Consider the following 13,146-nt stretch of genomic DNA (forward strand, 5'->3'; position numbering starts at 1 on the left):
GCCCGCAGGCCAAAAGAATCAGGTCGATATAAGTGTAGGCAATCTCTCCTGCCAGGAGCGGTGCCACTCCTGCAATTCACTGCGCGGCATCGGTCTGGCAGAGAAAAAGCCCTGACACACGTCACATCCAAGTTTTGCCAACTGTTGCCAAGTCAACTCATCCTCGACCCCTTCCGCCACCGATTTAAGCCCCAGCTTGCGGGCAAGCTCGATACTGGACTCGATAATGGCCAGACGGGATGGATCTGCATAGCAGCGATCGACGAAGGATCGATCCAGCTTCAACTCGGTAAAAGGCAGCAGAGCCAACTGCTGCATCGACGAGTAGCCGGTGCCGAAATCATCGATAGAGAGACCGAATCCATGCATCCGCAGTCGGGTCAGCACCTCCAGCGACTTGCCCACATCCTGCACGAAGGAGCTCTCGGTCACCTCCAGGGTGATCAGTTCTGGATTTATGCTCCAGCGCAGACATTGCGCAATCAGGGAGTTACAGAGATCCCCCTCAATCAGCGAGGTGGTGGAAAGGTTCATCGACAGATTGAGGGAGAGACCAGTCTCCTCCCAGAGATGACCATCGCGCAGCGACTTGTTGATGATGATCTCGGTCAGTTGATCGATGAGCCCGTTGTTTTCTGCCAGCGGAATGAAACGGCCCGGCGAGACCAGGCCATATTCCGGGTGCTGCCAGCGCGCCAGCGCTTCCATCCCGACCCATTCACCAGTGGCAAAGCTGACTTTCGGTTGATACCAGGGGACGATTTGGTCATCGTCCAGCGCGCGTCGCAGTTCATCCAGCCCAAGCCGATGCCCATCCTCTTTTTGGGCCTGCTCCTGACGAGGAGACCACGACTCGATCAACACTTTTAACTGTTGCTTGGTCGATGGTTTTTCGATTCGGCCCAGCACCTGCAAACCATAGGCGGCACTCATCCGCAAAACAGCTTCAACGACGTCATCCTCCAATGCGCTGGAGAGAATGATGCCTCCGCTGAATCCTCCCAGGGAGAGGCGGCGCAACAGCGCCATTCCATCCATACCGGGCATGCGCAGGTCACAAAAAAGGATATCAACCGAGTGACGCTGGCACAGCTCAAGTGCCTCCTGCCCATCACGAGCCTCCAGCAACTGTTGATAACCCAGGTCACGGATCTGGTGCATCAAGGCCTTGCGTTGAAACGCATGGTCCTCGACAACCATGATGACCAATTCATCGTGTACGTTTTGTACGTTATTCATCGAGCCATAATCCAATTTCGTGGGAGATTGCGTTCATCAATACCTGTACCCCGCAAACCAACTCTTCCAGCTCCTCCGTCTGCTTCAATCGTGAGGCCGATTCGAGTCTGGCTGCCTGTGCTGCCAGCTCTTGCAGCCCCACCATGCGTGCGGCCCCCTTGATACGGTGGGCCGTTTCTACCAGCGCCTGAGTATCGTGGCAAGTCAGTGCCACCATCATATCCTTGCCATCCTGACGGTTGGAATCGAGATATTCTTTTGCCATCGCCCGAGCAGCCTCCTCATCACCAAAGAGCCCTTGCCAGCGTTCCGCCTGCTCGGCGATTTGCTGCTGTTCTGCGGGTTCTTCTGTTGAGACTGTAGCCACATCAGTCAGCCAATGTGCCAATAGTTGACGCAGGGTCTCGAGAGGATATGGCTTGAACAGCATGTCACTCATGCCCGCCTCAACCATCCGCGCACTCGCCTCTTCCGAAGTATCAGCCGTTACCCCGATTATGGGCGCAGTCACTCCCTGGGCTCGCAACGCTCTGGCCAGACTATAGCCATCCATCACCGGCATATGACAATCAGTCAGCAGCAGAGAGAAATCCTGCCCCTGCCATGCCCGCAACGCCTTCTCGCCATCCTCAACCACCTGCGCCTCTATCCCGAGAATGGCCAACTGTCTGGCCAGCAGAGCCCGGTTGACCGGATGATCGTCGGCCACCAGCACCCTACCTCCCAGCTTCTCCCCAAGTGCCGTGAGCATGGGGGTAACCTGCTCATTGAGCAATTCGTTGCAACTCTCCAGCAGCAGATCCGGATAGAGAGGGGAGAGTCCCAGTCGCCACCAGTGAGCAGCACCGAGACGCCCGCGAAGCGCCTCGCGGGGAGACACAATGATCCCTTTGAGAGCCCTTTGTTGAAGCCAGCTTTGCCACTCGGGCCCCAGCGTCTGCTCCAGCCAAAGTTCGTCTGCCAGCAGCAATCCCTGCAAATCATCACTGAAATTCGACGCTTCAATGGGTTTGAGCTTGGCACCAAGACGTCTCATGGCCATCTCCAGCACCGGATCGTTGCTGAAATACCACCACTCGCTCCCAGCCAAAGCTGGCAGATCCCATTGTGGTTTCTGCAGCGGTACGGTGAAGGTAAAACTCGACCCCTCACCCGGCTTGCTGACCAGATGCAGGTTGCCCCCCATTTTCCGCACCAGCTGATCGCAGATGGCCAGCCCCAGCCCTGTACCACCGAAGCGGCGATTGATGTCTGACTCCACCTGTTCAAAAGGAGTGAAAAGCAGCGCCTGCTTCTCTTCGGCAATCCCGATACCGGTATCGGCGACCATAATGCTCAACAACCCGTCGAGGTAGTTAACAGCAAGAGTGATGGTCCCCTGCTCGGTAAACTTGACGGCATTGTTGAGCAGATTGGAGATAACCTGCCCTACCCTGACGCCATCCAACTCGGCCTGATCGGGCACGGATTGACCCCACTCCAGCACCACCTGCAACCCTTTGCTATGCGCGAGCGTCGCATGGCCACGGATCGCGTCACAAATAACGGATTGCACGCGACAGACCTGATAGTGCAATCGCAACTGGCCAGCCTCTATCTTGGAAAAGTCGAGGATGTCATTCACCAGATAGAGCAAGTTGTTGGTTGAAGTGACGACATTGCGCACCATGTAACGCTGATCGTCATCCAGCTCGCTCATCTGCAACAGCTCCAGCATACCGTGCATACCGGAGATGGGGGTCCTCAACTCGTGACTCATGGTGGCGAGAAAGCGGCTTCGCGCCTGCATGGCCTGCTCGGCGTAGGCTTGTGCCTCGCGCAACTGGTGCTCCTGCAGCTTGAGCGCCGTAATGTCCTGGATCACCCCGTTGAGGATCAGCTCCTGTTGTTCCTGACGCACGAAGCTGCCGCGTACCTGCAGATAGCGATCCCCCTCCAGCCGCTCGACCTTGACCTCCAGATCAAGCGGGGCCAGGGTCTCGGCATGATTGGCCACCTTGCTGACAAAGTCCTGCAACGCCTCTTCGGTAAACCCGAAGATCTCTCCTCCCGACTCGGCAGCAAAAAGCTCCTGATGACTGACCCCGAGGATCTCGCGAGCCCCCTGGGAGGCATAGAGAAATCGTCCCTTGCCCGGCCCCTGCCACAGATACTGGTAGACAATGCCCGGCATACTGTCGGTAATCTGGGTCAGGCGGGTTTCCGCCTTGCGCGCCCGCGCCTCCGCATCCTTGATCTGGCTGACATCGGTGAGCACGGTCAACACCCCCAACATCTTGCCTGCCGGGTCGCGATAGGGAAGTTTGACGTACATCACATGAAACGGTGAACCATCGGCCCGCACACTGTTGCCCGCCCCCTCCAGCTTGCGACCACTCTGCCAGACGGCTCGCTCCTCCTGTACCATCTGGCGACGAACCGGCTCGGGCATATGCGCGAGATCGTCTCGCGGCTGCCCATCATGCTCGATGAAAAAGGTCTCGCGATAGGCTTGATTGCAAAGGGTAATACGCTGCTCGTTGTCACGCAGTGCCACCATGGTCGGCAAGGAGTTGAGCAGTGTCTGCACAAAAGAGAGCTGCTCATTCAACTTGCTTTCCGCAACCTTGCGCTGGGCAATCTGGCGGCGCAGGCTGCGCGCCCACAGCAACACCAGCAGACCCGAGGTACCAAGAGCCGCTACGGCAAAAGCCAGCCATTTGTATAGAGGGCTATTGTCCACCGCCATATTGACCGAGATGTTGAGCCAGCGGCGATCGAACAGCTGCCACTCTTCATCGGTAATGGTCTGCAGCAACTTGTCCATAATCCTGGTCAGCTCGGGCTGTGCAATATCGACCGCCATACTGATCGGCACCGAAAATTCGGGGCTCCCCAGCACAACCTGGTACTTCTCGTTGAATCCTTTCATCGCCTGCTGGCCAAGGTTGGTCATGGTAAGCAGTACATAATCGACCTTGCCCGAGTCGAGCAACTTCAGAAGATCTGCATCGCGGCCAACCTCAACAATCTTCCCGCCAAAGTTGCGAATCAACGATGCCTCGTAGGAACCTGTCACCCCCCCGATCTGACGTCCCTTTAAATCAGCCAGAGATTTCAAGCTGCGAGCACCGCTCCTGGCAACGATGTAGCTGTCAAACTTGAGGTAAGAGGAAGTAAAGGAGGCGAACTCCCGCCGATCCTTCAGGGGAGTCATCAGGGGGATCAAATCAATCTTGTGCGCTTGCAGTAGTTCGATGGACTCTTGCCAGGTGCGGGTCGGAACCAGTTCAAACCGGACACCGGAACGCAGGCTGATAAGCTTCATCAGGTCGGCGGCATACCCGTGCAATCTCCCCTCTTCATCGATCTCGCTGATACCGGAAAAAGAGGGGGCTACGGCAAACCGGATCACTTTTTTCTGTTTTAACCATGCCATCTCGGCAGGTTCCAGCAGCAGATCGACCTTGAAGCGGCTATCCCCCTCCGCCAGGCGCAGGCGGGAATCGGTCACCGGGATCCTCTGATATGCCTGCCAGATCCGCTCTGTCAGCTCACTATTATTTGCGCTGGTCGCAATCGTCAGGGCGCTGCTGCTCAGCCAGCGAGGAGTCGCAATCCCCATGGTGTCCGGGAGGCGCTGCAGCTCCCGCACCAGAATAGGGCCCAGCGCCAGATAACCATCGGCCAGGCCCAGCTTGACCATATAGGTTGCCTCATCACGGCTCTCGACCTGCGTCACGTTGGGCATTCCCAGCGATGCCAGCTCACGACAACTGCCAAACCCGCGGATACAAACCCAGCGCATTTTTTTTGCCTGCTCGATCGTTAACCGCTGGTTGGGATGTTGCATCAGGATAGCGCGGCCATAAGAGCCGAGGTGACCGATATGGTTCACCCCCTCCACCGGCAAAGCATCAAGCTCCACCCCGACCAGCGCATCAACCTTCCCCTTCTTCAGCGCTTCCTGAGCTTCGATATAAGAGTTAAAGGATACGCAACGCAGAGTTAATCCCATCTCGGCGGCAATCCGCAGGGCCAACTCCTTGAGCGGACCGGCGTACTGTTTCGATGGCACCTCGTAGATAAAGGGGGGATAACCACCACGGGGAACGCCCACCACCAGCTCCTGAGAGAAGCCCTGCTCATCAACCGCTCTTTGTTCCTCTTCGGGCGATGACTCCGCAGCAACATGCCAACTCAGCAGAAGCAGTGAGCAAAAAATCAGTAGGAGATGACAAGCGCGAGACATGAGCTATTTGTCCTGATGAGTGAGGCCAATACGATTCATCCTCGACCCTCTAGATAATGGCTCTAGCCGGTGAGAAAACAAACAGTTCCGCTATAAACGGGGCCGAGAGGATAGAGGGATATTGGCTGAATGTGAATAAACAATCCTTTTTAAAGCAAAAAACGTGACAGATTTTGGTCTGTCACGTCATTTTTTCGCAACGTTAAAAGATTGGGGGGGAACAACGCCCCCACCACATCAGGTTATTCGATTCCCAAGCCGGAAGCCTGTTTGATACTCGCGCTCACGGATATGGGAGATCTGCCCCTCATACCCTTCCAGACCGGTATCTTTCAGCAGGGTAGGAGAGAGATTGATCACGGCGAGACGACGCTCGACCTTGGCGATCCGCTTTTGTACCAAAGACTCGACGCTACGCAGTAAAACCAGTTCGATAGACATGACATTCTCCAGTTGAACATGCGGTTCTCCCGGAGAAAGTGGATATCACCCTGCGGGACAAACCGCGGGTGATAAAAAGACAGGGGTTACCTGTTTACGCCACGCGGTAAAAGAGCACGAGATTTCACGCCGCACGCAGTGCCGCGAGAGAATGCAAGATTTAGCATCTGATGGTGCATTTTCGTCTCCTTACCGGATAAAAGTTGAACAGGTTGCAGCAGTCTAAAAAAACTCCGAATTTAACACAAGCCTCTTGCGGCTCCTTTTTAAACGTTTTTACGGCATTTTATGCTGCCCGCAAGGGAGTCCGAGTCATCAGATCCCCGAGAGCAGCCGGTACTCTTCCAGCACATAGGTATCCGTCATGCCGCTGACATAGTCGAGCAGCAGGCGTACCCGGTAATACCACTCCTGCTCCTGCTGGCAGACAAAGCGTGGATCCGGGGTGGCGATAGCCAGCCGATAGGCCTTGATATGGCGCGTCGAGAGGCGGTGATAGAGGCGGCGAGCAAAAAAGAGTTCACTCCCCCCCTCACCCGCCAGCAGACGGGAAAATTGCCCGGATGGCATTGCCAGCAGGCAAGAGTAAGTGGCGAGCACACCGCGCAGGGCGGCGTAGCCTTCCAGTTCGAGCGCCTCTACCTCGGGGCGCATGAAAACCTGCGCTCGCGCAACCTGTTTGAGGATATCGAGCACCCGCGCCGTGGGAGCCTGACCGTGGAGCAGGGCCTGCGGATAGCTCCCCTGCAGGATCGCCTCATGCTCGCTGATATAGGTGCTGGCTGCCAGCGCCACCAGATCTCTGGTCAACCGGTGACGAAAATGGGGGAAGAAACCCCAGCTGGAGCGCTGTGCATCACCAAGCAGGGTCGTCATGTACTCGCTGCCATCAGCGCTGCAGAGGGCAGCCAGCAGCTCATTCAGGGTGAAAATGCGCCTGTCTACCGCATCCTCCAGATCAGCGATGCAGTAGGAAATGTCATCCGCCGCCTCCATGATGTAGGCAAGCGGATGGCGGCAGCCTGGGGCCAGCCCCAGACTCTGGCCGAGGGCGCGATAGAGGGGCTGTTCACTGAAGAAGATGCCGCGCTTGCTGCTCCAGCCATGATGCTGGCCGTAACTCACACCGGGTTGCGGCTGCTGCGGGTATTTGCACAGCGCCCCCAGCTGGCCGAGGGTCAGGTTGAGCTCGTGCAGGCTGTGTACCAACCGCAAGCTCTGGGCATTGCCGTCAAACAACAGCAGATCCTGACGCAGCTCCGCCCACTGGACTGAGGGGGGCTGTGCCAGTGCCTGCTGATAGAGGGGATCGAGCATTTCACCGAGCCACTGGCTCATCACCTGCTCGCCGAAGTGGCCGAACGGCGGGTTGCCCACGTCGTGCAAGAGGCAGGACATCTCCACCAGATTGATAAAGGCCCCCTCGCACACCACACCGGCTGGCAATTCCGCCAGAATGCGGCGACTGATCTGACGGCCGGTCTCCTGCACCTCCAGCGAATGGGTGAGGCGGCTGCGCACCGAGGCTTTCACATCGAGCGGAAAAACCTGGGTCTTCTGCTGCAACCGGCGCACCGGCGCCGCCTGCACTATGCGGGCGCGATCCAGCTCGGTCGCCTCCAACAGACCCTCATTTCCCCAGGGGTGAATGCGCTCGGGGGTGATCAAACGGCTATACATCCTGTGGCTCCTTGCCCGCGGCTCCCATTAGATTCAAGACAACAACCAGCGGCGCAGACGGGCGATATCGCCCGGATATTCCCGGCGCAGCGTCTCAATCCAGTCTTCCACATTCTCCCACCAGGCGGGATGATCCGGGCTCTGGATCAGTTGCGCCGTCTGCTGCAGGCGACGCAGGCCGATGGAGCCTGCCGCCCCCTTGATCTTGTGCGCCTCCTCCACCACGCCAGCCTGATCCCGCGCGATCATGTTGGAGTCGAGCACCGCCATGTAGTCGGGCATCATCTTCTCGAACAGCTCGACGCTGGAGAGCAGTACCGGCTTGCCCACGGTATCGGCATAGTCGGTGAGGAAAGGGAGATCCAGCAACGCATCCTGAGTCACCGCATCAGCCTGCTCGTCCGCCTCGTCGTCGGCCAGATCGGCAAACAGGTGACCAATCACCTCACGCACCGCCTTCGAGCCGAGCGGCTTGTTGATCACATCCCGCATGCCGCGATCCAGATAGTACTGGCGATCGCCGGTTACATTGGCCGTCAGGGCAACCATGGGCGGCAAACTTTCGCCGTAGCGCTCGAGCAGGGTTGCCGCCACATCGAACCCGGTCATGTCCGGCAGCTGGATATCGAGCAGGATAAGGTCAAAATCATCCGGGTTGGCCATCGCCAACGCCTGAGCACCATCGCGCGCCACCTTGACCTGATGGCCGAGCTTGTTCAGCAGGGCGCAGGCAACCGTCACATTGAGCTCGACATCCTCCACCAGCAGGATGTCGAGGGAGGGCATCTCCTCTTCCAGTTCAGGCAACACCTGTTCGACACAGGCGACCTCCAGCTCGGCGGTGAAGCAAGAGCCTTCACCCGGCTCGCTATCCACGTAGAGCTGGCCGCCCATGGCCTGTACCAGCTGGCGCGACACCGCGAGGCCGATCCCGGTACCGGTGGCGTGTTTCTTGCCCTGCACCTGATAGTACATGGCGAAGATCTTCTCCTGCTGGGCGCGGGGAATGCCGACGCCGGTATCTTCCACTTCAAAGTGGAGCGCCAGCTTGCCCGGCTCGTCGGCAGGATGGGAGAGGCAGCGCACGGTGACACCGCCCTCATCGGTAAACTTGACCGCATTGCCCACCAGATTCCACAACACCTGACGCAGTCGGGTGCCATCCGCCATCACGAATTGCGGCATGTCGCCATCGCGATCAAAGTGCAGATAGAGCCCCTTCTGCTCCGCCTGAATGCGCGACAGCGTCTCCAGCTCGTCGAGGAAGGCAGGCAGGTCGATCCGGGTTGGCGCAATTTCAAGCCGGCGCCGATCTAGTTTGTCGAGATCGATGATGTCGTTGAAGATGTTGCCAAGGGTGACCGCACTTAAGTGAATAGTCTTGAGCTGCTGACGCTGGCTCGGGTCGAGCGGGGTATCCATCAGCATGCGGCTCAACCCCACAATGCCGTTGAGCGGGGTACGCAGCTCGTGGCTGATGGTGGAGATGAAGGTGGTCTTGTCGCGGCTCGCCTTCTCCAGCTTGTCCTGATACTGCTTGCGTTCGGTGATGTCACGGCCAAAGCCGAGCAGGCCGAGCCGCTTGCCGAAGCGGTCGAAGAAGGGCACCTTGCGCAGCTCGAAGTAGGCCTTGCGACCATCGGGGTACTCCAGCCACTGCTCATAGGTGAGCGGCTCGTTGCTGGCAAAGACCTGGCGGTCAGTCTCTACCACCTTGTTGGCGATCTCCTGCTTGTAGACATCAAACGGGGTGAGGCCAATCAGCTCGCTCTCAGCCTTGCCGGTCAGCTCCTCCATGGCGCGGTTGCAGCCGGAGAACTGCTCATCCTCATTGCGGTAGTAAACCAGATCGGGGGAGCAGTCGATAAAGGAGCGCAGCAGAGCGGTGCGCTCTCCCAGATGAAGCTGGGCCTTTTCCCGCTGGAACACCTCGTTCTCCAGATCCTCGATGGCCTGCAGACGCAGACTCTCGGCCCGGTTGGTCTCGGCGATCTGGCTGTTGAGGCGGCTGATGTTCTCCTGCAGCTGATTGTTGAGCTCGAGATCCCGCTCGCGCATATCCTGCAGCTTGCGCACCATCCGGCTCAGCCGTTGGCGGGAATCCTCCAGCTGATCCACCACGATGGAGAGAAAATAGACCGCCCAGGGGGTGACCAGCAGACCAAAAAACACCGAGCGCACGAAATCGATGACATCGATGCTGCCCCGCAAAAACAGGGTGACCCCCATCTGGATGGCGACCGCCAGCACTATGATGCCGGTGGCCAGAAACATGCTGAAACGCACCAGCCCCAGCTTGGTCATCAGATCGACGTAGTATTGCGCCCAGGATTTAATCTGCTTCATCTTGTTGTTTTCTCCCCGATATTCGCCGGACAGAATACCAGCACAACGCGCTTAACTCTTGTGTGATAAGCCAATAATTGGATATTCCTGTATCATATGTGACCATTGCACTCGCCCGGGCAATACCAAGGTGACATCAGCAGCACGAACATCCCGGGCTTTACACCTCAACAGTTTGATATATCAGGAGTCTTTTGATGCGCAATCTCACCTTGCTGGGCCTCGGCCTGCTTGCGAGCCACGCTGCATACGCCGATCTGGGCGAAATTCCGCGCCAGTCCGGTTGGTCCGGCTTCCTGCTGGGCGGCGTCAGCGCCACCAGCTACAAGTCCAACTTCTATGCCGGCGACGACAACCACAGTCGCATCAACGATCTGGGCTCACCGGATAGCGAGAACAAGCTGACTCCGCTGATCAACGCCGACATCCGCTACACCTTTGCCGATACCCGTACCCAGGTCTTCCTCGGTAACCTCATTCAGGATGCCATCCGCTTCGACTTTACCCAGCAGTTCGGTCTGCGTCAGGAGATGGGCGACAAGGGGATCGTCGCTACCTCGCTGGTATTCAACGCCATGCCGGTCGAGCTGTGGAGCGATCCTTTTGCCACCGGCGTGGATCGCAGCTCCACCGACCTGAAATCCAAAGGGGCGCGTTTCGCCTGGGACAAGATCTGGGGCAGCAACTTCAACGGCAGCATCACCGCCCGCAGCATCGACATGGATGATGAGCAGAGCGGCCAGCAGTATGACCGGGTTCATGGCACTCACTACGCATCCATGCTGGATCGCAATGGCAAGATGTATGACATGCAGCTCTCCTACAAGTGGACCTTCGCCGACGGTCAGGCTCTGGAACCTGCGCTGATCTACAAACAAGCCAACCTCGATGGCAGTGCCGAGAGCTTCGAAAACACCGGCCTGCAACTGACCTATGCCAAGCGTGGCCCCCAGTGGTCGATTGTCAGCAACGTCTATGCCGGCAAGCGCAAGTATGACGAAGCCAACCCCATCTTCGACCAGCGCGCCGATGCGGACGAATTCGCCATCAACGGCACCTTCTTCTGGCACAGCCTGTTCGGGGTGAAACCGCTCAGCGCGACCTTTACCCTCTCCTATGCCAACGCCAGCTCCGATATCGGCTTCTACGATACCGAAGCGAGCCGCGTCAGCACCGGCCTGCTCTACAACTTCTAATCTCAGCAAAGCCGCAATAAAAAAGGCCACCCGATGGGTGGCCTTATCATTGCTGCCTTAGACCTGCTTCAGATACCGAGCGAGTCGAGCAGATCGTCGTGGTCATTGCTGGCGGCCGGAGCTGCTGCTGGCGCCGGTTTGGCTGCGTCTTGCTTGGCCTGAGCTATCAGGGCATCGGGATCCAGCTCCTCGTGCTCCATCCCCTCATTGTGGATGCGGATGAACTCGGTCTTGTCCATCGCCAGCTCCAGATAGAAGATGTTGTTGCGGGCGGTGAAGAAGGTGACGCGGCGGGATTCCGGGCTGTCGAGATTGGTATCGACGCTCAGCATCACCTGCTTGTTGAGGGCCAGCATCTTCGGCTGGTTCTGGGTGATGTGAGTCTGCAGATCGCGGCCCACCTTGACGGTGAAGCTGCCGACGATCTGGTTCATCAGCTCGCCCATCACGTTGCTCACCTCGTCGGAGGTGTGAGAGATGGCGAGATCCTCCTTGGAGAGCCCCATGCTCAGCATGTAGCTCTCATAGAGCTCCATGGCGGCAGCGGCGGAGAAGTTGATCACCACCAGACCGGAGAAGCCGCCATCAAACAGCACGAAGCAGCCGATATCAGGCTTGAGGCAGGTCTTGCTGATCCGCTGCACCATACCGGAAAAACGTACCTGACTCATGGTCGCGGCACTCAATACGTCGGTTACCGAGTTGCACAGACTGAGCAGTACATCCTCAGTCGTCAACACGACGTCATCATCGGATCTTGTAACTATCATGTGTCCTTCCTGAACATCGAGAATGGGCTTATCTATACCATAACTCTAACAGATGGCGCGGCCAGAAGACTGAAATAGCGACACGCCTCTCAGTTGACTCCGTTATCAGCAGCCACAGGGGTGAAACCGCTCAGCTTGGCGAGCCGGGCGCGCCATGTATCGGCCTGCTGCGCCAAAACTTGTGGCTCGTAAGGAACGGCAGGATGAGCTCCCCAGATGGGGCCTGGCCAGGCGGCATCGGTGGCAAAGCGGGCGACATGATGAATGTGCAGTTGCGGCACCAGATTGCCGAGCGCGCCGATGTTGATCTTGTCCGGACTGAGGGCCTGCTCCATCAGCGCTGCGACGGCGCAGGACTCCTGCATCAGCTGTTGCTGCTGTTCCGGTGCCAGATGGTGGATCTCGCGCAGGTCGGCCACTCGCGGTACCAGAATCAGCCAGGGGTATTGACTGTCTTTGGCCAGCAGGACGCGGCAGAGCGGCAGATCGCCAAGCCAGCAGGTATCGGCCTGCAGGCGGGAATGCAATTCAAACATGAACACCTCGTTGAGTACGATGAAGAGGGCATCCGACAGGGATGCCCACGTTACTGCAACGGGCGGCAAACTTAAAGCTGCGGCACAGCCCAACTGATAAAGCGCTTGCGCAGGGCCGGGTCTGCCTTGAGGAACAGCTGCTGCAACTGCCCTTCCAGCTCGCTGGCAGCCACAACAGGTTGAGAGCCGCCAGAAACTGCATTGATTGACGGAGCCGCAACCACTCCCGCTGTCAGCGCCGCCTTGCCACCACTGCGGTTGTATTCAGCCAGTTTCCCGTTCCAATCCACCCCAAGCAGCATGCCGCTGGTCACCAGTGCATCCTGCTGGATGGCAAGTGCCCGGCCACTCTCCTGCAACGCCACTACGGGCGATTTGGCATAGGCCTGCATCCCCTGCTCATCGGCCGGTACGCTCGCCACCAGTTGCAACCGCTGGTTGCTCGCCTGATAGCGCACTACCTGTGGCTCGGAGCGAACCTGCCGATCATTCTCACCGCTGCTGCGGCTGGGGATAACCCCCTCGAAGCGCACCAGCAGTTGCTGCTCTCCATCGCTCAGGGTGGCGTGCTGCTCATCCTGCAGCGTGCCACTGCTCACCGCTAGGATGCGAAAATTCTCCGGCACGCTCACCCCGACCGCCGCCTGCACGTTGGCGGTGCCGCACAGCAGCGCCAATCCCGCCCATCTCCAATGCTTGTTCATCGC

Annotated in this window: 9 protein-coding genes; 1 reads left to right on the top strand and 8 read right to left on the bottom strand. The window is 58.2% G+C overall.

Annotation, left to right across the window (positions count from 1 at the left end):
- Positions 1 to 18: 18 nt before the first annotated feature.
- The 5 genes from AACR93_RS20215 to arcB form a co-directional block, all read right to left on the bottom strand.
- Entirely contained in the window at positions 19 to 1,200 is a 1,182-nt protein-coding gene (locus tag AACR93_RS20215) for an EAL domain-containing response regulator (RefSeq protein WP_442853473.1), read from the bottom strand.
- A gap of 31 nt (positions 1,201 to 1,231) precedes the next feature.
- The gene (locus AACR93_RS20220; RefSeq protein WP_043851797.1) at positions 1,232 to 5,470 is read right to left on the bottom strand and encodes an ATP-binding protein; all 4,239 of its coding nucleotides are present in this window, start codon (positions 5,468 to 5,470) and stop codon (positions 1,232 to 1,234) included.
- 237 nt (positions 5,471 to 5,707) lie between these two features.
- The gene (locus AACR93_RS20225) at positions 5,708 to 5,911 is read right to left on the bottom strand and encodes a hypothetical protein (protein WP_043851798.1); all 204 of its coding nucleotides are present in this window, start codon (positions 5,909 to 5,911) and stop codon (positions 5,708 to 5,710) included.
- 315 nt (positions 5,912 to 6,226) lie between these two features.
- The gene (dgt, locus tag AACR93_RS20230; RefSeq protein WP_043851799.1) at positions 6,227 to 7,591 is read right to left on the bottom strand and encodes a dGTPase; all 1,365 of its coding nucleotides are present in this window, start codon (positions 7,589 to 7,591) and stop codon (positions 6,227 to 6,229) included.
- A 33-nt stretch (positions 7,592 to 7,624) separates the two neighbouring features.
- Positions 7,625 to 9,937, bottom strand: a complete 2,313-nt coding sequence (arcB, locus tag AACR93_RS20235) for an aerobic respiration two-component sensor histidine kinase ArcB (RefSeq protein ID WP_043851800.1) — start codon at positions 9,935 to 9,937, stop codon at positions 7,625 to 7,627.
- Positions 9,938 to 10,134: 197 nt separating this feature from the next.
- On the opposite strand from arcB, the gene AACR93_RS20240 reads away from it, so the two are divergent.
- Positions 10,135 to 11,133 (top strand): DUF2860 family protein, encoded by a 999-nt coding sequence (locus AACR93_RS20240; protein WP_043851801.1) that lies wholly within the window; start codon positions 10,135 to 10,137, stop codon positions 11,131 to 11,133.
- A gap of 68 nt (positions 11,134 to 11,201) precedes the next feature.
- Here AACR93_RS20240 and AACR93_RS20245 read toward each other — a convergent pair whose 3' ends face one another.
- From AACR93_RS20245 to AACR93_RS20255, 3 genes are all read right to left on the bottom strand, one after another.
- Positions 11,202 to 11,903 carry a DUF3334 family protein gene (locus AACR93_RS20245; RefSeq protein WP_033114911.1) on the bottom strand — a complete coding sequence of 234 codons (702 nt, stop codon included), beginning with the start codon at positions 11,901 to 11,903 and terminating at the stop codon, positions 11,202 to 11,204.
- A gap of 89 nt (positions 11,904 to 11,992) precedes the next feature.
- Entirely contained in the window at positions 11,993 to 12,439 is a 447-nt protein-coding gene (locus AACR93_RS20250) for an HIT domain-containing protein (RefSeq protein ID WP_043851802.1), read from the bottom strand.
- Positions 12,440 to 12,510: 71 nt separating this feature from the next.
- Positions 12,511 to 13,143: a DUF2057 domain-containing protein gene (locus AACR93_RS20255; protein WP_043851803.1), complete on the bottom strand. Its 633-nt coding sequence runs from the start codon at positions 13,141 to 13,143 to the stop codon at positions 12,511 to 12,513.
- Positions 13,144 to 13,146: the final 3 nt, after the last annotated feature.

This window comes from Aeromonas sp. L_1B5_3, assembly GCF_963866575.1.
Classification (GTDB): Bacteria; Pseudomonadota; Gammaproteobacteria; order Enterobacterales; family Aeromonadaceae; genus Aeromonas; species Aeromonas jandaei.